The sequence below is a fragment of the Candidatus Marimicrobium litorale genome (assembly GCF_026262645.1).
Taxonomy (GTDB): domain Bacteria; phylum Pseudomonadota; class Gammaproteobacteria; order Pseudomonadales; family Halieaceae; genus Marimicrobium; species Marimicrobium litorale.
Map to the genome: position 1 here is coordinate 2077601 of NZ_SHNO01000001.1, position 24559 is coordinate 2102159.

The window sequence follows — 24559 nt, forward strand, 5'->3', positions numbered from 1 at the left end:
GCATACAATTTCTGCGGTTTCTAAGAAAAATGAAGGTTTTATGGGTACACCAGACGCCCCCCTCGCCGCACTAGAGGCCCGGGATGTACTTGCCGACTGCGCCACCGTAGGCAGCCGCATTGAGTCGTTTCGTCTGCGTGAGCCTGCGGCCAAACCGAAACTGCTCATCGACAGAAGCGGCGCAACACCGCCGGCGAGCTCGGCGGAGATTCCCGAGATAGGCGCCAGTGACCTGACGGCGAGCGTATTGCGCGAGGCGATTGCGGGACACGGGGCACTGATTGTACGAAATCTGTTCTCCAGGCAGTCGACAGAGATTATGCGCTTGGCCACCGACAAGGTGATCGATGCCTGCGCGGATATCGGCAGCGCGCCAGCGCCAGGCACCTATTTCAGCCCCCCTGAGAACCTGCGCTCCATCATGCCCAACAAGGATCGGGAACTGGGTAATACGCGCAACTTCCATCGAGAATCCGGTTCCGCCATGTGCGTGGAGGCGCCCAGCGTGGCGGAATCGCTGCTGCAACTCTACGAGCACTATGGCCTGAAGGAACTAGTGAAAGAGTACCTTGGAGAATCGCCCTGCCTCACCGTCAAGAAGTGGGTTTTGCGGCGATCCATGCTGCCCGTCGCCGAGGCGGGCTGGCATCAGGACGGGGCTTTCATGGGAACCGATATCAACAGTATCAATATGTGGATACCGCTAAGTGGCTGCGGCGGCGACACCGGCGCACCCGGCATGGATGTTATTCCATTACGGCTCTACGATATTGTCTCCTCAGACGGCGCCCAGTTTAACTGGTCTGTCAGCGACGAGCTGACCGGGAAGCTCCAGCGAGACGGCCCACTCAAACCCGTTTTCAATGAAGGGGATGCTTTTTTCTTTGATCATTTCTACCTTCACCGCACGCAGTACCGTGCCGACTTCAGTCGCTTACGGTACGCGGTTGAAACCTGGTTTTTTGGAGAGACTGCATTCCCCAAAAACCAGATCCCCCTCGCCTGGTAGCAGTGTCGGTGATGTACGCCAAGGCAATGGCCGGGGCAGCTAATCACCCCCATCGGCGGCACGCGCTTCCTTGCGCCGGGTAAGGGCGATGTTATAGGCCAGTGTCTGCTCATACGCTTCATCGACATGATCCGCCGGCAGCGCATGTAACACTTCATCCCAGGGCACCATGTCAAAAGACTTATCACGCCAGTAGTACTTCAGCGCGTCTGACTGCCAGTCGCGGTATATCTCCTCCCAGCTGACGCGGTCAAAATGCGGTTTCAGGCAACCCTCAGTGAGCGCTTCGCCCTCCGTTTGGTAGCGGAAATCCACCGACAGTCGCATCGTCTCCAGAGTGTGGTTTTCCATCGCCTTGTGAATCGTCAGCGAAGGAAACAAAAGCACGTCCCCGGCCTTGAAGTCTGCACCGACCCAGCGACAGGCCCTGACCTCTTCACTGAGAACCGCCGCGCGGTTTCCGGCACCGAGGTGAAATTTCAGTGGCAACAGGCCAAACTTATGAGACCCTTCCAGAACAGCCAGTGAGCCGCCCTCAATGTCACAATCGGCCAGCGGCATCCAGGCGGCTGTCAGTTTGGGCGTGCCCTGATTATTCGGAAAATCCTGATGAGGTGGGGTCGCAAGCTCGGGACTATCCGGAAATACAAGCCTGACAATGCTGAGCGGATGGGGGAAAGCGGTATCACCCAGCGCCTGTCGCATGACATCCAGCAAGCGGGGTTCGTGGGCCATACTGTGCAACGCTTCCAGTTTCACAATACGATCATGGGCCCTGAAAAACTTGGGTTGCCCTTCCCGCCGAGGGCGACAAATCGCCCGGGCCTGCGGCCGTCGCTCACCCCCCTCTATCCAGCCCTCGTCCGCCAGAATGTTAGTGATATCGTCCCGTAATGAACGCAGCCGCTCTGTGGGAATAATATCTCTGAAGAACAGGTAGCCGTCCTTGTCGAGTCGTTCTCGCACTGCGCCCGGTTCACCCAGGAGCTGATTGGCCTCGTACATGGGCTGAGGGTCTACGTTGTCAGCCAACAGCGGCATGGCGACGACACGCAGTTCGATCAAGCGCTGCATCAATGCCTCATCGCCGCTACTACGCGCCACGTTTTGCAGCAACGCAATGGCCGCCTCATAGTCTCCTGCGCCGGTCAGTTCATCGACTCGGGCGAGCTCGCCACGGTAGCGCTCGATCACCGCCGGGTCAGCCGCAGGCGTTTCACTGGTCATAGCCACTCCTTGTCGCAACGCATGCGTGGCGCCGTGGCCATGACTTCGCAAGGTGTCCGTAACAGTACGTTGTGCGCATTCCGATATAGCCAATCATCACAGGAGACCCTGACTAAAACACTACCGGTTGCTGTTTATGTGGAGCCGTAGAGCCAGCAAAAAACCAGGTTTCTACCGCGTAACGATTTTTCGTATGATTCAGCCCGAAACCCGTACGATGGAGGTTGTAATGATCGAAGAAGAGAGCGTCTCCCGCTTTGAAGCGAGGACACACCACCGGGCTGGTCAAGGCGATCTCATCGACCAGGTCCTGACCCACAGTCCAGTCAAATGGTGAGCCGCGGGTGCCGGTCTCGTGAATCTTTCGCTCTCCCCCAGCCACAATTTCAAGCCCGGGCGCATCCGCATCACCCCCGCAATCGGTCAGCGCAATCCACAGATTAGCGGTGCGAATAGCGGAGGCATCGCCCAGAAAATAGCCATCCTGATGCCACCCCGAAGAGGCGCCATTATTCGGCGCAGCGCAGCGTACTACCCATTTGCGCACAGACAAAACGGGGTCCTCGTCAAAATACCCACGCAAAAGGCCGTGCAGACCGATTTCCCGATAGAACTCGATTAGCTGAAACGTGGTCGGCGGACTATCAACACTCCAGGCGGAGCCGATGGTGGTGAAGCGCTGGCCGCCGCGGAACTGGGTGGGCCCACCGCGCACATTTTCCGATCGGTGATACCAAGGATTGTTTTCGGCGCCCGGCACCTCGTCGGACGCTTCCATCCGCGCCAACAGCACACGGTCGATATTTTCACGCATGGATTCGATGCGCTGCTCGTCCATCAGCCCGCGCACGATAAGTCCGCCGCGCCCGAGGATACCGGCTTTCAAGGCACCCTCATCAAGCTCAACCGCCTGTATGTCGGGGAAGCCGGCTTCGCCCTCAAATCGGCCATCGTGATGGGGCGGCCAATGATCATGTGGCTCTGGCCATTCCATCTCGGCATAGGCCTGGATGCGAAGGCTTACAAGACGCCGCGCCAGCGTGGGATCGTCAAAACGCCCGGCCTCCTCCAGAAGACTGATTGCGCCCCGGAAGTCCCCGCTATCAACGAGTTGATCCGCCTTCTGCAACAGTTCGTTTTCTCTGCCCATGCCTGCATCCTGCCCGCTACGCAATGTGCTGTCAATTGACATAAGGGCATTCTCCAACGACCGGTTAATATCACTTTTATTGATATTAATTAATGACTTATAAATTCAAAGCGGCTACAGCCGGGACTGCTCAAGCTGCCACGAAGAACAATAGGGCTCACGTCAGGAGAACCTATGATCGTTACCGATTGGAGACGATCATGCTCAATCTGCGACACGGGTACACCTGTTTTTGGAGAGACAAGCTAACGGGGTATCAAACGCAGGACACCCCGGCAGGGAGCGCAAAGCGGTGCGCAGGGCAGCCGGCGATTCGAGGCCCGGCCCTGACTACTCCCCTTTGCCCTGGTCAGCCTTACCCTGGCCGCCTTTTTTGCCGCCTTTGCGGCTCTGACGCCAGAAAGTGGCCTGGCGACGCGCCTCCAGAAAGTGTCCGGCATGCACGTAAAACTGCCGCAACCGCTTGATGTCCTCCTCGTCCTTTGAAAAGAGCAACCGGAGCAACGGCTCATCACTGGGCGCTCCGCCCTCTTTGCGCATCACGCCCAGCCCGAACCCATGATTGAAGCGAAACACGTCATCATACTGCTGTTCCAGCTCCTCAAAGTATTTCCAGGCACCAAAATCCTTGATTTTCGCCATGACGTCGTGAAACAGAATAATGCCACCCGGCTTCACCTTGGGATACCAGTTGGTGAAATCTTCCTGGATAGCTTCATAGGTATGCAAACCATCGATGTGCAGCAAATCCAGAGAGTTATCGTTAAAGTGCTGCAGCGCTTCGTTGAAAAACATGCGCAGCAAATAGGTGTTGCCACGGTAGTGCTCACGAGCATGTTCAACTACTTCGTTGTAGATGGAATCGTCGTAGGCATCAGTATGCTCGTCACCCTCCCAGCAATCGATTCCGTAGGCGACACCATCGATATCGTGGTCCACCATGGACTGACAAAAGGTGAAAAAAGAGAGTCCGTTGTACACGCCCAACTCCGCTATCAACTCGGGGCGAATAGCCGCTACCAGATCGTAGGCAAAAGGCAGGTGATCAACCCAGGTGCTAAATACCATACGCTTGGGTTCGAAGCCCTGCAGGGACGGTGGGAAATAAATATTATTGCTCATATAAACCTCGTGCTCTCTCAGTTATCTATTATCGAAGCCAAGTCATCTTGCGGCTTAGCCGAGTTTTGTACTCGTTCCAGAATCTTATCCGAGGAAAAGTGTATAAATTTCTGCGCTTCGCGCGGGAACTCGCCGAGGTAAACCGGATCGGTCTCCGGCGCCTTGTACTTCTCACCGCGAATAGAGAAGTACTCCTCTTTTATCGAATCGATCAACGCTTCTCTGTCTTTCTCCGCTTCACCGCCGGTGGTCGCGCCACCATGAAACTGATGGAAGCTACCCTCACCCGGCAATACAATATGCCGCGTGCCAGGATACTCCAGCGCGCGCTTGTAGGTGTCGAGATTTACCAGACCACCACCGCGGGCCTCGAAACGCGCATCGAAGCCTCCCAGCTTACGCCAAAGCTTTGCCGACATACTGATACAGTTGCTTTCACTCTGTGACAGGAAAAAGCCCCACTTGCAGGACCCGGAGAAGCAGGCAATCTCGAACAGGCGGTAGCCATTATCGGGCCACGCTATGCTTTGCATAAGCCTGCGCTCATGCGCCATGTCATACCCGCTACTGACCGCATTCTGCTGCAACTCTTTGCCGAGGTGATAGCCCGGCACTGTCACAATCGCGTTGTCCGCCAGGCGGTGCCCGAGAATGGTGTTCCTGACCACTCCCGGGGTGAGCAAACGCGCGCCATCTATCATCACACAAATGTGCTGTCCCCGCGCTCGCTCCAGTCCATAGTTGATGGCGTGGATGGGCGTGGGCCTGGTTTCTTTTCGCAGGTGGTAAGACACGTTCGCAGGCAGTGTCTGGAGAAAGGTATCGCAGAGGGTATTGGACGATGCGTTCTCGACAATGAGGATCTCGTAGTCACTGGCACTCACGCCACGCTGATAACCTGGCAACAGAGAACGAATGGTTATCTCCGCCTGCTGCGGCATGTCATAAGCAATCACCACATAGCTGACAAGCGGAACGCTGGTTCCTGCGTTGGGTATGATGCGGCGGAAGCCCTGTGAAATTCTGTCCAGCATTCAGCGTCCGGCGGTCAAAGCCCGGCTTTCTCTAACTTACGCAACAGCCGTTTTACTCTCCACGGCAGCGGAGAGTCGCCAGAGCTGTCATTGTGTTTGAGTGCTGCGGTGTAAAATTTCTCCTTATTTTCGCCGTGCGAAAAACCCATCTCATCGGCCACCCGGTGAATTTTTGAATCCAACACCGACTCCTCGTCATCAAAACACAAGATAGGAAAGGGTTTGCGCTTGTACTCGCGATAGAGGCTTCGGTTATACGCGTACCAAAGCTTTAGTGACTCTTCGCGGGTCTTACTACTGCGCTTGGCCAGCGACTTGGCCACCGCGTTCGGGTGACGGTAGATGCCGACAAACTCTAGCGAGGGAAAAATAGCTTTCCAGCCATCGAGCACCAGTAGCGCGCGAGGATCCTTGAAGCCAAAGCTGGCGTCCTCCGCATGGCTGGCCAACAGTGTTTTCGCCGCCGCAACATGCGTCTCACGCCAGTTCACTTTCTCGGGAGGGTCATCCCAGGCACCTCCGTTTGCCTCCAGTATCTGATCGTGCAGATCGACAAACTGCTGGTTTTCCCTATTTCCTTTCTCGTTGTGCTTGTTCCAGGTATGGATATCACCCATAGACAACCCGGCATCCTGCAGGGTGCCGGTCAGGCAACTGGTACCACTGCGATGCATGCCCAAAACAGCAATCACTCGCGCCGGTGCGCTGGCCCCGGAACTACTGACGGTCCGAGCCTCCATTTAATCCCTTCCAGCTGACGCCGTAAGACAATCGCACTTCATAAATACCGACTCATATAACATCTTCTTATAGGCCACAAGTGTATCTAGACTTCCCTGAAATAACCACGGAAAGCCCTGAATAAGTGTCCAACCGTGACCGGTTGCCCAAATAGTGCCAGACAGGCGCCACAATCTAACCCGCTGCCGCTTCCGCCGCAGGCTCACTGCGCCACGGTGCGACCCAGTAGAGGAGAATCATGCCGGGCAGGGCCGCCATGGCGCACAAAAGAAAGAAATGCACCCAGCCTAATTCCTCAACAATAATGCCGGTACTGGCGTTGGCGACCGAGCGCGGCACGGCCGCCAATGCGGTAAATAGGGCGAACTGGGTAGCAGCGTACGTTTTACTGGTCTCACGAGCAATGAATGCAGTGAACGCCGCGGTGCCGAGGCCCACTCCCAGGTATTCAAAACCAATAACACAGGCCAGCAACCAGAGGTGCGCTTCGCTGCCGGCCAGCACGGCAAACCCCAAAATACTGATCAGCTGGACCACGCCAAAAATCCATAGCGCCCGGTTGATGCCTATACGCAACATCACCAGTCCACCGAGTAACCCACCGAAGATCGCCGGCCAAAGGGCGGCATGTTTTGCCACTACACCAATCTGCGTTTTACTGAATCCCATTTCGAGATAAAACGGCGTAGCAAGTGCCGTTGCCATATTGTCGCCAATTTTGTACAAAAACATAAAGCACAACACCAGCACGAGACCTGACCAGCCCTTTCGACCCAGATACTCCTCGAACGGCTCCAGATTGGCGCGCATAAAACTGGACGGAGGCGGCAGGTCAACTTCTGATTCGGAAACCAGCAGGGTCATCATAATGCCCAAAGACATAAAACTCGCGGTAATCCAGAACACGCTGCCCCATGGCAGCACATCGGCAAGAATCAGTGACAAGGAGCCCGGCACAAGCCCCGCTATCCGATAGGCCTGCACGTGAATGGCACTGCCCATACCCAACTCCGAGTCCGCCAGGATCTCCCTGCGATAGGCATCCAGCACGATATCCTGACTGGCACTGAAGAAGACCACTACCACGGCGAGCGCCGCCACTGCTGCGGTGCTGCGCGCGGGATCAAACATACCGAGAGCACCAATGGACACGATCAACGCAACCTGCGTAACAAACATCCAGCCACGGCGCCGACCCAGGAAGGGAGGCACATAGCGATCCATCATTGGGGCCCACAAGAATTTCAGGGCATAAGGTAGTGTTACCGCGGAGAAAAGACCTATCTCCGACAGGGGTACCCCGCCATCACTCAGCCAGGCAGGCACTAACTGGATCAGGACGAAGAGCGGCATGCCAGAAGCAAACCCGGTGAACACGCAGATCAGCATACGTCGATTCAGGATATCGGCGCGCCACTCGTTCAAGGTTCTGCTCAAGTACACTGTGCTCCGGCTTGCATTATTGTTGCCAGATTGTATACCACCTCTGGATCGCTAAGTAGCGACTGACGCCAGTGAACAATGATAATTCGAATAGAACGCGGCTTGCTCACCCCGAGCGGTCTGCGCGGGGGATGGACATTGAAGATGGGCCCCCTTATTCTGCAACGGTACTGGCAAACGACCTTTGCCCGAACGGGGCCGGGCAGCCCGCACCGATACCGGGCGCCGCCATCGCAGCATACTGATAACAAGAGACAACTTACCGGCCACCGCGGACACGACCCGGTGAGACGTCGCAAAAAAGGCACTCTGCATGCTTGGGCTTGCCCTCTCAAATCGCTACCTGATAGCGCAACTGGTCAAGCGCGAACTGGCACTGAAGTACACCGGCTCTGTGCTCGGCGGACTCTGGGTCGTGGTCACGCCGCTGATCATGCTGGCCATTTACTCGCTTTTCTTTACCGTGGTCATCAAGGCCAAGTGGGGTGGAGCGGGCTTCGAGTCCGACGCGTTTGCACTGTTGCTGTTTGCGGGGCTGTTACTGCACAGCTTTTTTGCCGAGATTCTCACAAGCGCACCACAATTGGTGGTCAGCAACCCCAATTACGTCAAGAAAGCCGTATTCCCCGTGGAGGTCTTCGCCATTGTGCAAACCCTCACCGCCGCCCTCGGACTGACGGTGAACCTCACGCTGCTGCTGCTATTTGTCACGATTTTTCAGGGTCTGCCCGGACCAGAAGCGCTGTTTTCAATTGTCATCCTAGTGCCATTGCTATTGATGGCACTCGGCACAGCGTGGCTGCTGTCGGCAATGGGCGTATTCTTCAGGGATATATCGCAAATGACAGGTCTGCTCGCTGCAGCGCTGCTGTTTGCGTCTCCCATTTTTTATCCAGTGAGCGCCCTGTCTGAAAGAGCACAGGGCTTTCTTTACCTCAACCCATTGACCTTCCTGATCGAGCAGTTACGCCTGGTTGTTTTCGCCGGTGTGCTACCTAATTTTACGGGCCTCGGTTTATTTTTCATGGGTGCCGCGCTGTTCAGTTATCTCAGCTACAGACTGTTCATCCGCGTGAAAGTGGGCTTTGCCGATGTCCTCTAATACACCCGCTATTGCGGTAGAGAGCCTATGCAAGGCCTACGACATTTACCAGAGTCCTGCTCATCGCTTTTTGGGCCTGCTCAGGGGAAATCGAAACACTGTAAAGGAATGCTTTACCGCAATATCCGACGTGTCGTTCACCGTGGACAAGGGCGAAGTGGTGGGCATTGTCGGCAGGAACGGCTGCGGTAAAAGTACATTACTGCAATTGATAACCGGCATTCTTAAACCCACCAGCGGCCTCGTTACACTGCACGGGCGCGTCTCGGCCATTCTGGAGCTGGGGGCGGGATTTAACCCCGATGCAACAGGGCGAGAAAACATTTTCATAAATGGCGCCATCCTCGGCCTTTCCGCTGATGCTATCGAAGATCGGATCGCTGGTATCATAGACTTCGCAGACATCGGCGCGTTTCTCGATCGTCCGGTCAAGCTTTATTCCAGCGGCATGTACGTCCGACTTGCATTTGCAATTGCTATCAGCATAGAACCGGACATCCTTATCATCGATGAAGCACTCTCTGTAGGCGACGCGGCCTTTCAGCGTAAATGCTTTACCCGTATCGAAAACCTCAAAAAAAACGGCACGACAATCCTCTTCGTGTCACATTCGGAAACCACGGTCGTAGAGCTCTGTGACCGAGCCATCCTCTTAAATGAAGGCGAAAAAATTTGCGAGGGTAGACCCAAGTTTGTAATGGGCCTTTACAATCGCATCCTCAATGCGAATGAGGCGTCACTCCCGGAGACCCTGTTGGCCATTCGCGCAGAGGCGGTCTCGATCTATGAACAGCGTCACGACCATGACAACGGCGCCGCAAACACAAGTCAGGATAGCAGCACAGATTTCCATGATCCCAACCTCGTGCCCCAGAGCACCATCACGTACGAGTCCCACGGTGCCACAATCGGCAACGCCCAGCTGCACAACACAAAGGGGAGCGAGGTCAATATTCTGCAACGGGGGGAATCCTATGTTTTCAGCTACGAGGTGCGCTTCACTAAACCCCTGCACAATGTTCGCTTCAGCTTCCTGGTGAAGACCATCAGGGGCATCGAGGTGGGCGGCATCGCTTCAAACACCGAGACTTTAATGAACAGTGACTTCGCCGCTGGCACCGTTGTGACGGTGTCATTCCCGTTCAAATGCCTGCTAACATCCGACCAATATTTTCTCAACGCCGGGGTTCTGGCCATGGTAAACGGAGAAGAAATCTTCGCGCACAGAGTATTGGATCTCTATACCTTCAACGTACAACCGGTTGAACGCGATACGATTACCGGCGTGGTCGACTTCGGAGTGCAAGAGGCTGTCTCCATCACCTACCATGACCAAAAACATCTGAAGTAATGACGAGGTTTACATGGGTATGGGCCTGAACACTGGCAGGGCGCCAATGACAGCCATTGCGGATTGAACAAGTCGTGAACGACCGCCTTGGACATTCCGTGCTGATACTGGGAACCAGCCTGTTCGCGAGCTGGACCGCCCTTTGCTACCTCATGGTATTCACCGGTGGCAGCTTCGTACAGTTACTGCAATGGTCGCCACTGGCCATTGTTGCTGGACTGGCCGGGGCGTGGCTATGCCCTTATGAGGGGAGCGCGCACGCCACTTCATCGCCGCAACCACCGACCGCAGGTGGGCGTGAGAAAACCATACGGAACTGGCCCTTGCTGGCCTACCTCGCAGGCTTCATGCTGCTGGACCGCCTGGCCGCGCCCTGGGAGGCGCTGTGGGCCATGCAACTGGTCGGCTCCATCCTTGTTCTTTGCCATATCTACCGCAGCGGGGCCGACCTCAGTTGCAGTAACCGCTCTCCTGCGGGCAACGGCAACAGTGCGACCGTTATCGTACTGATACTTTGCGGGGCCGCACTGACGCTGATCAGTCATCGTCCTGACATTGATGACGCGCAGTATCTCAACTTTGTCGTCACCGCGATGGACTTCCCGCAGGACGCGCTTTACTCGCGATCCGGTCTCTGGCCAGACCCTTCGATGCCTCTCGAGTACCCCATTTATCGCCTCCACAGTTATGAGTTACTCGTCGCGGCCCTGAGTCAGGTCACAGGGCTCGATCACCAGGCGCTTTACTATCTCGTACTACCCGCCCTGTTTGGCGCGGCCGCCGTGCTGGTGCACTGGCAACTGGCGCGTTATCTGCTGCCGCGCGTAGCAATCAGCATTTTGATCATCTGGTTAACGCTCATCATCGCTCTCGGCGAGACACACCGCGCTTTTGGCAATTTCGCGTTTGTGCGATTTTTTCAGGGCAAGGCCGTTCTGGTCACAATCGCACTCCCTTTTTGTCTTCTACTCGGGCTTCGCTTTGCTGAATCACCCGGTTGGCGACGCGGTTTGGCGCTGGGCATGATCATCGTTTGCAGCCTGGGACTGAGCTCGTCGGCACTGGTTACAGTGCCTCTCATTGTTGGTGCCACAGGCGCCGCGGCACTGCTGAATATGGAGCGCCGCAATATTAAATTCATCATGCTCGGAGCCGCTCTGTTTGCGGCGGGTTTTGCAGCGATCGGCGCGGCCATTCTATCGGATGCCAGTCTCGGGAATGGACTGTATGGCGGGGTGCAGCCTAGCGTCACTAATGGGCTCCACATGGTTTTGGGCGACGGGCTACTTGGCTCGCTGGTACTTGGGTTGCTGCCACTCGCTGCATTATTTGTCGCGGACAAACGGCGCGGCAAAATTTTTTCCGCAACGATACTGATATTTGTACTGACACTGCTCAATCCATGGACTGCGCCTTTCCTTGCGGAGATGTTCGATCTCGCCCTGCAATGGCGTATATTCTGGGCACTACCCCTGGTGTTATCAGCCGCGCTGGCTCTGGCTGGCTTGAGCAATCGCCTACTTGCCGACTGGCCTCGAGTACCCTCCGCCGTGCTGCCAGGCCTCACAATGATGACACTGCTTTTGCTTTCGAACCGCTGGAGCCTGTCGGAAGCAAACGGGGTGGCTATTGGCATGCCTGAAGCAAAGGTTGCGCCTTTCGATCACGCGCTGGCGCGGGACATCGTCGACGATGCACCAGGCCGACCCGCAATCTATGCGCCTGTTTCCATCTCGGCCTGGGTTACCACCTTTCGCAATCATCCTTACCCTGCGTTTGTTCGCATTGACTACTTTAGTTTTGCAGATATTCAACAACATGCGGGTGTAGAGGAAATCAATCGACGCAAACGCCTTTTTGACATTCTGGAGGGACATGACGAATACGCCTCCCTTCCCAATTTCCTGCAAGAGCAACTGGCCAGCGATGAACCACGCTATGTGGTGTACCCCCGAGAAATTGCCATGGCAAAAACAATCGGAGCTGTACTTGCACAGGCCGACTATCACCGCGAGAGACGAGGCCCCTATGAGGTGTGGCGATCAGTAGAGAAAGAAGAAGAGAAAGAGACACCGTAGTCAATACCAAAAGGAATGCTGCCCTCGATAATGATGGCCCGCGCTGAGATCTCGAAAAATCGCCAACTATTTCACTTTTTCATTGCCCGTTCGGGCAAGAAATATCGACCTCCGCCGTGTTATTGTTAGCGACTCCCTGCGTGGTCCGCGCCATAGGTCCGGAGCGCTGGTATCACTCGTCAGGATGGCTGTATGCAAGCACCCGGTAAATGCAGCGCACTATGAGCGCTGATCCCCAAAAAATTGTGGTCGTGCTGGGCATGCATCGCTCAGGCACCAGCGCTATTGCCGGGCTTCTGGAGCAACTGGGCGCCAGCCTGGGCAACTGTCTCATTCCTGCCGCAGGAGACAACACGCTGGGGTTTTTTGAAGATGCAGACTGCGTCGCGCTGAATGAGGACATTCTGAATCAACTTGGGCTCGGCTGGCAATCCTGCAGCGCAATAGTCTGGGACGAGGCCACACTTCAGTTATTGCAGGCACGTTTCGCCGAGCGGGCAATCGGCATAGTGCGCCGCCTTACCCGTCACGACGCCCCTGTTGCCGCCGTGAAAGATCCGCGAATGTCCCGGCTTCTGCCTTTTTGGCAACAGGTATTTATCCGTGCGAATGTTGCAGTGCACTACCTATGGGTAACACGCAACCCAAACGCGGTCAGCCAGTCACTACACGCAAGAAATGCCTACAGTGAAGAGGTCTCGCTGGCCCTCTGGGCGCGGTATAACCTCGATATAGCGAGGGATACCAAAGGCACGGAATGTGAGCGCATCGACTTCGATCGGGCACTGTCCAACGAGGAAACACTTGCCAGACAGCTGGCCTCAAGCTGTGGCCTGGACAAACCAGAACGAGGCGGCAACCCATTCTTTTCCCCCTCTGCGCAACACTCGCAGAGAGACAACCCGGACAACGCAACCACTCACTCCGAACAATCACTGCACGGCCTCTGTGATGCTCTGTACGACCACATCATTGCAGGGCGAGGCACCCCCGCCAGCGCCGGCCTGGAATCGGTTTTGACAGGCTGTGCGCCCCTGCTTAACCAGATTACAGCGCTGGTCGATCGGGCCAAGTCGCAAAAAGACGCCCGCAATAATGATCAGAATCTGCTTCAGGAACAACTCAATACCACGCGTCGCAGTGCCGATCTGCGCCAAGAGGAGCTGCAAACAGAAATACGGCGCGTAGCTGCAGAGAACGAACGAATGAATGTTGAGCGCGAGGAGCTGCATGTTGAACGCGAGGAGCTGTATGCGGAGCTTCATCGTTTAAATGCCCAGGTCGAGGATATTTTATCAAGCCGCTCCTGGAAGCTAACGAGCGTATTTCGCTTCGTTGGCCGAAAGTTACGTAGCCTACTCAGCCCACGCATCTACACCAAGGTCTATATACAGTTTATCTTCAGCAAGCTTTCCCATCGCATTGCCAGCTTCGCCACATCCAGTCGCAGCAATCAGGCCGCCACCCGTGAACTGGCACGGGGCAGAGGCCGCGCTCTAGCCGGTGCTCTGGAGCGCTTTGATCAGAATCCGCAGGAATTACCCGACATCGATATTACCGTGGTTACTCACAACAGCAGTCGCTGGATCGAGGGTTTTTTAAATAGCCTCGTCGAGCAGAGCTACCCGCTGTCTAATATCGGCTTGTTTGTCACAGACAATCACTCCACCGATGACTCCTTCGAGAAAATGCGCACCCTCACGTCTCCCTATGCAGATCGATTGCGGGAAATTTCTATAGAGAACGGCCCTAACAACGGTTTCGGTCACGGCCAGGATGCAGCAATAGGGAGGGGTGATTCACGATTCATTCTGATTACCAATATCGATGTGGAGTTCACGCCACAATCAATCCTTGAGGTTGTCTCTCATGCGCTGCGAGACCCGAAAGACATCGCTTCCTGGGAATTACGACAGCAGCCTTTTGAGCACCCCAAGTACTACGACCCGGTTACCCTCAACACCTCCTGGTCTTCGCATGCCTGCATCCTCATGCTGCGGGATGCGTATGAGAGTGTAGGCGGATACGAAAAACGTATTTTTATGTACGGCGAAGACGTGGAGTTGTCCTACCGCCTGCGACGAAGTGGCTACCACCTGAAATATATCCCTTCCGCGCGGGTTAACCACTACACCTACGAGGATGAAAACAGCTTCAAGCCATTACAGTTTTACGGCAGCACCCTGGCTAACGCTTATATCCGCCTGCGCTACGGTAACTTCAGGGACATTCTGGGTATCGCAAAACTCCATACTTTGCTACTCGCTGACGGCGGGCCGCAGGCAGTCTCTCGCTACCAGATACTGAAGAATATCGCGCGAATCCTCGTCAATACGCCCTACTTTCTGCTCTCCCGCAAAAAACCCCTGGGAGGCGCAAACTTCCCCTTCCGAAAATGGGATTATGAAATGGTGCGGGAAGGCAGCTTCTATACCCTGCCGGAGCAACGCAAAATTAAGCCGATGGTCAGTATTATTACGCGTACGTATTCTGGGCGAGAGCGCTGGCTGTACGAGTCGATTACCAGTGTACTCAACCAGACGTATGAGCACATCGAGCTCATTATTGTCGAAGACGGCGGTGAGACCCAGAAAGATCTCGTTGAGCGCTGCAAGGCATTGTTTGCAGGTAATCATGTGATTCGTTATTCCGCCCAACCCAAGCACGGCCGATCTTTCAACGGTAACGCTGGACTTAAAATCGCCACCGGCGATTACATCATGTTTCTGGACGACGACGACTTGCTATTCCCTGACCATGTAGAAATTCTTGCCGGGGAGCTAATGGCAGAAGAGGACATTTCTGCTGCCTATGGCCTGTCCTGGGAGGTCGCCACGACTTACTACCCCGATGAGCAAACACTTTATTCGGAGCATATGCATGCGACGCCTGATCTGTTGCGGCAGGAGTTCGACCGCGAGATACTGCAGCGCCATAATTACCTGCCAATACAATCGGTTTTATTTCGAAGAGCCCTGTTCGAACACTACGGCGGGTTCGATGTAGAGATGTTCCAACTGGAAGACTGGGATCTGTGGTTTCGTTACAGCTCAGAATCAAACTTTAAATACATTCCAAAAGTTACTTCCCTGTACCGGACCCCCTACAATGCGTCCGACCGCGCCAGTCGCCACCAGCTACTGCACGAGAACTACGCTTTTGCCAAAGGCAAGCAGGCTCATTTCCTGCGTTCTCTGCCCATTATGGAATCGATAACCGACGACGTCACGTCCTAGCGCCGCGGGAGACAGTCCGCGATCGCGAAGACGTGGTCAGCCCTGTCGCTCGGTATCGAACCCCAGAGAGCGCACGAAGTCGATATCCTCAGAATAGAGCTGACTGCAGTCATGGTGCTTGTAACGCCCTGTACTGCCCGGCGTAACCACGGCGCTCTCCGCAGACGCCAGCGCCTCTTCAAGCGGATTCAGCCCAAGGAAATCATTCAGTTTCAGCAGCTCCTGGCGCGGGTTCGCGCACAGTAGGTCGAAGTTCAGTAGATAAAGCCTGTCGCCCAGCAACGCACGGTAAGCACAGTTACGTTTATAACTGGCAACCCAGTAGCGCAATGCGTTGGCCGGTGTTACCTCGGCATCGTCGCCCAGCAGAAGATCGCCCCAGAAATATTTCAACTGGTTCTGATTGTAGCCAAATGCCATATCCAAGCCATTCCTGACCACGTAAATATATTTCATCCCGGCAAGATACGGCGCGATCAGCGGCACCATCACCTGCACGTTCGGTTGTTTCCAACCCCATGCTGCAGCAGTTTCCACCGCGTAGGCGGGATCGTCGATTGTCTTGCGTGCCGCCTGCAGTACCTTCTGCCGCAGGGCTGGCCCGCGATCAAAGCGAGCCGCCGCATTCAGCAATGACGTTAGTTTCTCAGGCAGGGACTCCCTATCGCGCATGGCATTGACGAACAGCCACACCCTTTGCTCAATCTCTTGCACTGGCCTTGAAAAGATATCGCGGTCAACAAACAGCAGACTGAACCAGAGGTTATCCAGTTCCTCATTTTTGTCGCCACCAAATACCACACCCTGTTGCTGCAGCAGCTGTGTCACAAGGCGTGTACCACTGCCGCCAACGCCGCCGATCACGATCGGTGCAGAATCCCTGGCCGCTATCGAATACCTAGACACAGTCCGTCGCCCCCGTTAGCCAGCGCTCTCTTCCCGCAGCCTGCCAAAGCGATTCCAGGAAGGAGCGCCTCCATCCAGCAAGCCCACGTTGTAGCTCGGCTTGTAGAAAGCGCACCAGGTCTGGCGCGGATGAAACCAATCCAGCGTTTTGAAGGACAGACCGTAGCGTTGGGCCAGCTCTTCCACCACCGCCAGCGGGTATTCCACACACTCCGGGTAGACCCAGCCAGAACCTCCGCAGGGTGAGGCGCCCTCGATAACCGTGGCAAAAAGCACCCCGGTATCCAACAGGCGATGCGATACGTCACTGATCCAGCGCTCCAGCAAATCCGGCGCCGTGTGACTAAAAATAGACTGGGCGATGGCATAGTCGAAGCGCACGCCCGACTCCAGATCATCAAGCCCTGTATCGAACAGGAATAGCGGCTTGCGCAATGCAACCAGCGAATCACCAAGTTCGTAGCGCAAGCCATCTTGCACCAGCCACTCGTTGGGCTCCAGTCCAATGTAGTTTTCAGCGTTGAGATAGGGAATGAGCAGACGCCCCAGCCGCAGTGAGCCGCACCCTATGTCAAGCAGGCGGTGATGCTGGCGCAACCCGCTGGCAGTCAACAGGTTAAACGACATGGCACTCACGAGGTCATATTCATCCGGCGGACCAATATAGGCTCTGTGATGTTTGTCGCCGATGTGACGGGACAGGCCCAGAATATCTTTTTCGTACATTATGTTTCCCTTCCACGCCCGGCGCGAACAGACATCCCGCATAACCCGAAGGTTAAGGCGGTACTCTATCGCGAAAGAATAGGTAAAACTATAACTCAGCCCGCTCGGCGACACTTGGAATAACGCTACCCTGGCAATGAAATCCATGAGCCAGGCACCGCACGTAAGACCAGATCACAGTACCGAGCGATAAACCTCGTCATGCTTGTGCGCCATAACCGATGCATCGAACTTGGCCGCCGCCGCGGGCACTCGATCAACCAACGCCCTATAAGCCTGTTTATCTGCCGCCAGCGTTGCGACCTGCTCCGCCCAGGCCGGGGTATTGATTAGCGTATCGTGGAGATCGATCAGCACGCCTGCCGGTCCGTCCGGGCTACCCAACATGTAAGGAATATCCCCCAGCGTGCTGGACATAAAAGGCCTGCCGGACTGCAGACACTCGATAACTACCATGGGAAAGCTTTCCCCGCGGAATTTGGAGGGCAAAAAGCCCATGTCTGACAGAGCAAAATAACCCCGTACATTGGTCTGAAACCCTTCGAGGTGTACAAACGGGGGAAGTTCCAGTTCGCTAAGGCGGTTGTATTCGAGGCCGTCACCCACCAGCAGCAGATGTATATCCTTGTCCGATTGCAGCCGGGCCTGCGTGACAATTTCAATCCCTTCCTGCCAGCCTTTTTCCGCCATGGCCCTGCTGATAAGCGTGACGACGAAAGCCTCTTCCGGAATATCAAGAGTGGCTCGCTCAATCGGCTCGAAACCGTTATCCGATAGGGCATTTTCAATACGTACCAGCCTGACCTTATCCACGAGCTTATGTTGAGTGAGCGCCATCAGGTTTTTATCCGCCACGTAAATAAGGGAGGCGCTCCGCCGGGCCAGCCGGGGCAGAATAAATTTAAGATCGACGCTGTTAATCGTCTCGTACATGCCGTGCAGGGTAACAACGGTACGACAGGGAGTGTCCTCCGGAAGAATATCGAGGATGGAGCTGTCTACCCAGGCGTGGTGCGAATGAATGATATCAATACCCATCTCCCTGACGATTTTTTCCAGCTCAGCAAGATCTGACACCACCGGAATATCCGCGCGCAACTTGCCACGTACACCCTCGTTGCGTGGCTCCTGCGCGCAGTCAAGATAGGTCACGTTGTAGTCAGACGCCTTCATCAGATTGGCAAGCTCGACCGGGAACGTCTCGCCTCCCCCGGTACAAAAACCGTAGGACGCCATCAGCAGGTTGGGGGTGCGCTCAGTCGCCACCTGCTCGATCCTGTCAAGGCTGTAGCAGGCGTCAAAGGCCTGCGCCGTATAGTCTTCCCGCGTTTCCCGCCAATGGGCAATCAGGATATCCCTCTGCCGCCTGAACACCTCGGCATCCACCCGAAAATACCTTTGAACCGTTTTGGCCACCTCTTCATGCTCGCGATAAAACACATCCTGCGAATAAGAAGCCACCGACGTATTATCTCCGTGAATCCTGTAGTAATTGGATGCATCCGGCGAGTAGGCCAGCGCACCACCCCGGATCAGGTGAAGATAGAAAATCCAGTCGCCGCAGGTGCGCATATTTTTCCAATCAGTATCAGCGAGAAGTTCGAGTGATTGCGGGTTTCGGAACAGGGCGGAGCTCACATTGGGTACGATGTTCTTGATCGCAAATGCATCGGCCACCATGGTGTGAGCGGAGGCGACTATCGGCGCCGACCAACGGTCAGGGTCGATGTCGTGCAGATACTCCCTGATTGACCAGTGCTGTTCGTCCGCAGCATTCATAAACACGGTCTTGCTGTACGCCAGTTGTATCGCCTCGTTCTCGAAATAGGGCACCAGCACCTCGAGGAAATTTTCGCTGCACCAATCGTCGCTTTCGGCAATCCAGACGATATCGCCACAGGCCGCCTTCAAGCCTTTTTCCCATTGATGAAATACACCGCCCGAATTCTCATCGTTAATAAGCAGCGTAGTACTGGCGGGGTACCGCTGCTGGTATTTCGTCAACACGTCGGTGCTGTTGTCCGTGGACGCATCATCCAGAAGAATGACTTCAAAATTTTGATAGGTCTGGGAATAGATTGAATCGAGACGCAGGGAAAGAAATTCCGCATGGTTGTAATTGGGTACCACAATGCTAACCAGTGGACGATAGTCCTCCGTGTTTTCGTACGCCTGATAGCGCATGGACTCGCTCTGGTTTTCAAATCGACGATCCGAGACCAAGCTGCCATTGCGTGACAAAAACGCGCTGATCACTCGAAATAACGGGCGCAGGGTGACTCGACCGGCCCACGCGAACCTCGGGTGACGCACACTCATGCGCTGGTAAATATAAATTGAGCGCAGCCTGAACGTTGCGGCCCTGTTCACCAGCACCTCGCGTAGTTGGTTACGGTATTCACCCAGCCAGCGTATGGGCCGGGATATTCGCCAAGAGGTCGACGCCTCCATCGCACCGATAGTGTATTCAAACGTTCGTTGCTGATTTTCCATCTCCGCCAACTGATTGCGCGTCTGCTCCTGTAAGCTAGCATTACCCTTTTCCAGTCGGGATATCTGATCACGCAGTGGTGGCAGCAGTGATTCGTGCTCACTGACCTGGTTCTCGAGATCGGCTATCGTATCCTGACGGCGCTCCGCCTCCAGGCTATCGCGGCGGCTGCGCTCGCTCAGGCGGGACAGCGCCGGTGCCATGACTCTGGCGATCGCCAGACCGGTGTCGGTGGCATGATACTGGTCCAGCAGGACTTGAAGTTCACCGGGCGTTACCTCACCCCGGGTGAATAAAGGCTTCAGGCCACGGTAGAATGCAGGTGCCTGAGGAAAACGCTCCTGCAGCGCAGCATTCAGTGTGCCATTCGCGACACTGCGGTGCAGTGCGGGCGTGACGAAATCGGCACAAAACGTCTCTACCCGCCGCACGTCCGGTTGCAAACCGATAAAGTCCGCCATTGTGTCCAGAGTGATTGCAGGTTCGGACAACATCGCCGCGTAGGACACATAAAAATTGTTGCCGTCCAGGGACTGCTCCAACGCCTGAGCGGTTAAAGACAACCACAGAGCAGCCCCCTCTTCCAACTCGCGACCCACCTCGTAGAACAGCGGGTCATCGACGGCGCGATTACGCTGAGACAGGGCCGCCTCGACCGGATCGCGCAACACATGGACAAAAAATATCTCGTCTCCGGCATAACCGCAGTCAGCGAAAACACTCAGCCAAAACCCCAACAGCTGGCAAAGCCGTGGATCCTTAACGGCCACCACCGGACACTCGGCGAATAGGCCGGAGAATAAACCGACCGCCTCCGCGCGCCAAGCGGTGAGGTCCCGCACGCTCATCGCCTGCGCACCTTGAAACAGTGCGTTGTCCCAGGCGCCACCTAAATAGGCGAGAAGACGATCGTTGAAATCGACAATATCCGGATGCTCGAAAAATCCGCGCGGGTTTTCCTCGTTGGTGTAATACTCGGGGAGGCGGAGCTGGGCACCGAGGCTTTCCAGCGCGGCCGTGCACAGAGAGGTGCCAGACCGGTGAGGGCCAAGAACAACAATCAATTTTCGTTGGTCAGGCATAGCGTTGTGGGGCCTGTGGAGTGACGGCCAGCACGATTTTTTCAGCAAGCAATACACCACTTACTGTTTCGAGCGACCTCATTATACGCACCGATCGCTACAAAATATTTAAAATTGTCGCGACAAACAATCCGATATTACCCGGCACGCTCTGGGCATACACACCGGCGCGCCGCATACCGATTATTCGGCCCCACAGTCCTGCGTGTCTCGCATGACAAAACTCGGACAATACCCGGCGACTATCATCCGTTAGTAGCGTGCTCATCTGGTTCAGCGCCGCAATGTTACGAGCATTCCAATCGCGCTTGCGTCCGCGCAGGCCAAGTAATAAGCGATTCCAGCGGTCCGACAGGTGCTGACTGGACCCTATCTGATTGCCACGGTGCTGGCGATAATCCAGCGAAGGCTCCGAATCGTAAAAAATTTCACCTCCACACGCCGAGATAACAAGATACACCCACCAGTCATGGCTGACCACATCGACATCACCGAAAGCGATGAGTAGTTCCCTGGCGGCCCGGTTAAACACCATGGTGTTTCCGCCGGCGATATTCTGGATTAATGCGTTGGCGAAGCCGGGCGGACGGGTAAATAAGGGCGATAAGCCGACTGGCCCGCCCTGTTCGTCGATGAGACGGGTGCGGGAGCAATACAACGCGGGACGATCCGGCGGCAGGCTGGACAAAAAACAGACGGCCCGCTGGAGTTTGTCCGCATCCCAGACATCGTCCTGGTCGGCAAAGGCGAAATAGTCCGCGCCAGTGGGTGCGTGCAACAAGGACAAAAAATTTGCGACGTAGCCGCGCCCGGGGCCGCTGGTGATACTGACACGGCCCTCGCCTGCCCTGCGACGGAAGGCAGACAAACACTCCTGCGTACCATCCTGTGAACCGTCATCAGAGACAACCAGTTGCCAGCAGGTGGCAGACTGCCGCTCAATCGACTCCAATTGCTCGCCAAGAAATTCAGCACCATTCAAGGTACCCAATAAAACCGCCACGCGTGAGCCCAAAACCTCGAATTTTGAACTCGCGTTATCGTCGATCGGCAAGTAGAGCACCCGTGCAGCGGTTATCCATCATGAGTCACCCAGCCTGAGCATAACCCCAGGCACTACTGACCTGCTCGGCCGCTTCAGGGTGATGCGGTTTTGTAAGGGGAGAGCGCGCCCTCAACGGCAGGCCTATCTATATAGACGTCTTCCGTTATGTCGAACGTATTCAAATAATCCCGCGTGGAAAGCCGCACATATTCACTTCGCAGTGCTTTTACGATATTCGGCTCGACCGCCTCATACGGTAAATAGTGCTCTTCCCTGATATCGTCCAGCCGCAAAATATGAATGCCAAACCGGGTATTGACCGGCTCGGAGTAGTCGCCCACGTTATCGATGGTGTAAAGCCCTTCCGTGTAGTGGCCTGATACTCCTGATTGACCGCGGCTAATCCAGACATCAAACAAGCCGTCTTTCACTTTCGTGCCTGTATCATCAGAGTGCTGCTGCACCATCGCAGCAAAATCCGCACCGGCACGCAATTGGTCAAGCACCTCTTGTGCCTCAACCGTGGTGTCCACGCGAGAGCATTCGCCCGGGGGGCAGGCAAATAGTATGTGTGAAGAGAGGCGCTGTTCAGGCACACGCGCATACTCGTCTTTTTGGGTGGCGTAGCGCTCCTTTGCCAGAGCAGTCATCTCGGGAATATCGAGTGTTTTATTGAAATTATCCATCCAGTATTTTTGTTTCAAATTCATGATCTGGTATTGAAGCGGCCAATACAATTCGCTGTCGGCTGGAATGTTATCTGCTTCCCGCGCCAACTTTTTGGCCACCAACATACGATTGAGCAATTCTAACCGATCGCCTTCGTCGTTAGCCGCGGCCTGCTGCATTTGTGCTGGCCATAAGCTTACCACGTAGTCGAGTTCTGCCCGATCCACGCTGATGCTGTCGTGCTCCAAAACCACCTCCGCCTGCACGGGAAAATGAGCCAACGACAGGAAAAAAAACGCTACCAGGCTGCGCTTAATACGCCTCACAGTGATCATACTAGTCCTCATAATAGTTATCATATCCTCAAATTGCAGAAATAAAAAAACCGACACCTTGCGGTGTCGGTTTAAGATCAATCTTTGTAAAGACTAACCGTTACGGTTGCAGTTGACCGCGATCTGGGAACGCGTGCTCAACAATGCGACCGAAGTTTGATGCCGGTGCGTTGTCGAAGTTACGCTCCCAAGCAACGAAACCGATCAGCGGCACGCCACCCGAGGCTGGTGTACAACTTACCACGATCGAAGGTACAGCTGCGTCAAACTCACAAATCGCTCGTGCCTTGGCCGCGTCAGGAGTAATCACTACATTCGCCCAACCGGCGAGTGCACCCTCAGGTCGTGGGAATGAGATGACTTCATCTTCGCCGTTGATGATGGTCTCTGGCTCACCGTCTTCGCCAACACCCCAGCTCACCACGTTCACTTCGCGGTCGAATGTAACCACCGTTGGTGGGACGATCGGAGCGGGAGAAACAACCACCTCGTCCGGAGTCACACCAATCTCGTCTTCCTCACGAGAGTATACGGTTGCATTCACAGTCAGGGGCAGGTCACGGAAATCGCAGTTAGCACCAGTAGCGGTCACTACGTTGGGGTTTCCAGGTGTGCCGCCCAGGCAGTTCGATGTCGTTGCCAATGACGTGAGGTAAGCAGGCAGGTCCAGCATCAAGTACTGTCCCGGCGCCGTTACTACCCAGTCAGTGTTGACAGCGAAGTTGCCGGTATCGTTGGCAGACCAGTCGTTGATGATCTGAGTGGCGCCCATAATACTGCGGAATTGGCCGAATACAGCGGCGCCGTAGTCTCCGCCAATACCAAGTTGGTTTGCACTAAATGGTGCCGCACCGTTGAGGTCCGGGCTGTCAAAGCCCTGCAAGTCGCCGGCGGCAACGCCTTGCACCTGGTTGGTCATTGACGCACCGTTGAAGAAGTCAGCGATGTGAACTGCCGCGTTACCAAACTCGGTACCACTCGCGCCATCGCGGATGAAGTACGATACCCGGATTACGTTATCGCTCTCAATGTATGCAGACGTCTCGTAGCCAGGAGCAGCCACTGTTGAGTTCATTGTCAGTTCAGAGTTGATCACCCCATCCACACGCGCACCGGCTGAGGGCAGGCTGGCATAATCTGCCGCGTAATCAACGGGGGTTGTGCCTCTGAGGAAGTTGCGAACCACCTTCGGGCAATCGGCGGGTAACCCACCAAATGCTTCAGCGTGAAGCGCGGCGCGGGCGATTGGCTGAAGTTCATCAACTGTCTCACCCATAGTCAGAATTTCGATATAACCTGTCTCTGCGCCGGCGCGGTAAATTGTGGGCATTTGCAGGTACGGCGTGTCTGCTGATGCAGTTAACGCCGGGACGGTACAGCTGTTGTCGTTCGAGAACCAGCGAATCGCTCTTTCGCCGCTGGCGTCGAGCTCTTCAGCGCGGGCCGCATAACCGGTCCACACATCGTTGGGTGACAGAACAACGTTAAAATCCAGTGCGTCCATCGAATCGACGGCGCGACGCATACGGATCTTGATGACCTGGGTTGCTTCGGACGTATTAATTACAGATACGCCGGTAGTCCAGTCATCACGTACGGTATAAAACGGAACAAGTGCGAGGTCGCCCAGACCGGTCTCTGCTGCGAGATCCATTGGCTGTGCGTTCGATGTTCCTGCTACGCCAGCAGCCGCTACAGCGACCGCGAGGCTTAAGGGCTTGAATGTTGCTTTCATATTGGAGACTCCTAAGGTTTCACTATTTACAACACATATTATGGCTGCTAGCGCTATTATCTGCATCCGCAGCTAGC

17 protein-coding genes are annotated in these 24559 nt (G+C 55.3%); 5 read left to right on the plus strand and 12 right to left on the minus strand.

The window, feature by feature from the left end; genetic code table 11:
- Positions 1 to 40 precede the first annotated feature (40 nt).
- Positions 41 to 1009, plus strand: coding sequence for a phytanoyl-CoA dioxygenase family protein (locus tag EYC82_RS09290; protein ID WP_279249254.1), 969 nt, complete (start codon positions 41 to 43; stop codon positions 1007 to 1009).
- A 39-nt stretch (positions 1010 to 1048) separates the two neighbouring features.
- Here the strand turns inward: EYC82_RS09290 and EYC82_RS09295 are convergent, their stop codons facing one another.
- From EYC82_RS09295 to EYC82_RS09320, 6 genes are all read right to left on the minus strand, one after another.
- Positions 1049 to 2236, minus strand: coding sequence for a phytanoyl-CoA dioxygenase family protein (locus tag EYC82_RS09295; protein ID WP_279249255.1), 1188 nt, complete (start codon positions 2234 to 2236; stop codon positions 1049 to 1051).
- A 112-nt stretch (positions 2237 to 2348) separates the two neighbouring features.
- On the minus strand, positions 2349 to 3428 hold the full coding sequence (locus tag EYC82_RS09300; RefSeq protein ID WP_279249256.1) for a phytanoyl-CoA dioxygenase family protein: 1080 nt from the start codon (positions 3426 to 3428) through the stop codon (positions 2349 to 2351).
- A 288-nt stretch (positions 3429 to 3716) separates the two neighbouring features.
- Positions 3717 to 4508 (minus strand): class I SAM-dependent methyltransferase, encoded by a 792-nt coding sequence (locus tag EYC82_RS09305; RefSeq protein ID WP_279249257.1) that lies wholly within the window; start codon positions 4506 to 4508, stop codon positions 3717 to 3719.
- Positions 4509 to 4525: 17 nt separating this feature from the next.
- Positions 4526 to 5542, minus strand: coding sequence for a glycosyltransferase family 2 protein (locus tag EYC82_RS09310; protein WP_279249258.1), 1017 nt, complete (start codon positions 5540 to 5542; stop codon positions 4526 to 4528).
- A 14-nt stretch (positions 5543 to 5556) separates the two neighbouring features.
- A complete protein-coding gene (locus EYC82_RS09315; RefSeq protein ID WP_279249259.1) occupies positions 5557 to 6282 on the minus strand; it encodes a sulfotransferase in 726 nt (241 codons plus the stop codon).
- A 175-nt stretch (positions 6283 to 6457) separates the two neighbouring features.
- The gene (locus EYC82_RS09320) at positions 6458 to 7720 is read right to left on the minus strand and encodes an AmpG family muropeptide MFS transporter (RefSeq protein WP_341475054.1); all 1263 of its coding nucleotides are present in this window, start codon (positions 7718 to 7720) and stop codon (positions 6458 to 6460) included.
- Between the two features lie 319 nt (positions 7721 to 8039).
- Here EYC82_RS09320 and EYC82_RS09325 point away from each other — a divergent pair, with 319 nt between their 5' ends.
- The 4 genes from EYC82_RS09325 (at position 8040) to EYC82_RS09340 (ending at position 15493) form a co-directional block, all read left to right on the plus strand.
- Positions 8040 to 8828: an ABC transporter permease gene (locus tag EYC82_RS09325; RefSeq protein WP_279249260.1), complete on the plus strand. Its 789-nt coding sequence runs from the start codon at positions 8040 to 8042 to the stop codon at positions 8826 to 8828.
- Positions 8818 to 10179: an ABC transporter ATP-binding protein gene (locus EYC82_RS09330; protein WP_279249261.1), complete on the plus strand. Its 1362-nt coding sequence runs from the start codon at positions 8818 to 8820 to the stop codon at positions 10177 to 10179. Before EYC82_RS09325 ends, EYC82_RS09330 begins: the two co-directional genes overlap by 11 nt.
- Before the next feature lie 74 nt (positions 10180 to 10253).
- Positions 10254 to 12257 (plus strand): DUF6077 domain-containing protein, encoded by a 2004-nt coding sequence (locus EYC82_RS09335; protein ID WP_279249262.1) that lies wholly within the window; start codon positions 10254 to 10256, stop codon positions 12255 to 12257.
- A gap of 221 nt (positions 12258 to 12478) precedes the next feature.
- Positions 12479 to 15493, plus strand: coding sequence for a glycosyltransferase (locus EYC82_RS09340; protein WP_279249263.1), 3015 nt, complete (start codon positions 12479 to 12481; stop codon positions 15491 to 15493).
- Positions 15494 to 15529: 36 nt separating this feature from the next.
- Here the strand turns inward: EYC82_RS09340 and EYC82_RS09345 are convergent, their stop codons facing one another.
- The 6 genes from EYC82_RS09345 to EYC82_RS09370 form a co-directional block, all read right to left on the minus strand.
- Positions 15530 to 16399: a sulfotransferase gene (locus EYC82_RS09345; protein ID WP_279249264.1), complete on the minus strand. Its 870-nt coding sequence runs from the start codon at positions 16397 to 16399 to the stop codon at positions 15530 to 15532.
- A 15-nt stretch (positions 16400 to 16414) separates the two neighbouring features.
- Positions 16415 to 17125, minus strand: coding sequence for a class I SAM-dependent methyltransferase (locus tag EYC82_RS09350; protein ID WP_279249265.1), 711 nt, complete (start codon positions 17123 to 17125; stop codon positions 16415 to 16417).
- 174 nt (positions 17126 to 17299) lie between these two features.
- A complete protein-coding gene (locus EYC82_RS09355) occupies positions 17300 to 20698 on the minus strand; it encodes a glycosyltransferase (protein ID WP_279249266.1) in 3399 nt (1132 codons plus the stop codon).
- A gap of 97 nt (positions 20699 to 20795) precedes the next feature.
- Complete coding sequence (locus EYC82_RS09360) at positions 20796 to 21752, minus strand: glycosyltransferase family 2 protein (RefSeq protein WP_279249267.1); 957 nt, start codon at positions 21750 to 21752, stop codon at positions 20796 to 20798.
- Between the two features lie 83 nt (positions 21753 to 21835).
- Positions 21836 to 22747 carry a peptidylprolyl isomerase gene (locus EYC82_RS09365; protein ID WP_279249268.1) on the minus strand — a complete coding sequence of 304 codons (912 nt, stop codon included), beginning with the start codon at positions 22745 to 22747 and terminating at the stop codon, positions 21836 to 21838.
- Positions 22748 to 22847: 100 nt separating this feature from the next.
- Positions 22848 to 24482, minus strand: coding sequence for a hypothetical protein (locus tag EYC82_RS09370; RefSeq protein WP_279249269.1), 1635 nt, complete (start codon positions 24480 to 24482; stop codon positions 22848 to 22850).
- Between the last annotated feature and the right edge of the window lie 77 nt (positions 24483 to 24559).

Coding starts and splice junctions, on each gene's coding strand:
- EYC82_RS09290 (WP_279249254.1), top strand. CDS start 41: ATGGGTACACCAGACGCCCCCCTCGCCGCACTAGAGGCCCGGGATGTA.
- EYC82_RS09295 (WP_279249255.1), bottom strand. CDS start 2,236: ATGACCAGTGAAACGCCTGCGGCTGACCCGGCGGTGATCGAGCGCTAC.
- EYC82_RS09300 (WP_279249256.1), bottom strand. CDS start 3,428: ATGTCAATTGACAGCACATTGCGTAGCGGGCAGGATGCAGGCATGGGC.
- EYC82_RS09305 (WP_279249257.1), bottom strand. CDS start 4,508: ATGAGCAATAATATTTATTTCCCACCGTCCCTGCAGGGCTTCGAACCC.
- EYC82_RS09310 (WP_279249258.1), bottom strand. CDS start 5,542: ATGCTGGACAGAATTTCACAGGGCTTCCGCCGCATCATACCCAACGCA.
- EYC82_RS09315 (WP_279249259.1), bottom strand. CDS start 6,282: ATGGAGGCTCGGACCGTCAGTAGTTCCGGGGCCAGCGCACCGGCGCGA.
- EYC82_RS09325 (WP_279249260.1), top strand. CDS start 8,040: ATGCTTGGGCTTGCCCTCTCAAATCGCTACCTGATAGCGCAACTGGTC.
- EYC82_RS09330 (WP_279249261.1), top strand. CDS start 8,818: ATGTCCTCTAATACACCCGCTATTGCGGTAGAGAGCCTATGCAAGGCC.
- EYC82_RS09340 (WP_279249263.1), top strand. CDS start 12,479: ATGAGCGCTGATCCCCAAAAAATTGTGGTCGTGCTGGGCATGCATCGC.
- EYC82_RS09350 (WP_279249265.1), bottom strand. CDS start 17,125: ATGTACGAAAAAGATATTCTGGGCCTGTCCCGTCACATCGGCGACAAA.
- EYC82_RS09355 (WP_279249266.1), bottom strand. CDS start 20,698: ATGCCTGACCAACGAAAATTGATTGTTGTTCTTGGCCCTCACCGGTCT.
- EYC82_RS09365 (WP_279249268.1), bottom strand. CDS start 22,747: ATGATCACTGTGAGGCGTATTAAGCGCAGCCTGGTAGCGTTTTTTTTC.
- EYC82_RS09370 (WP_279249269.1), bottom strand. CDS start 24,482: ATGAAAGCAACATTCAAGCCCTTAAGCCTCGCGGTCGCTGTAGCGGCT.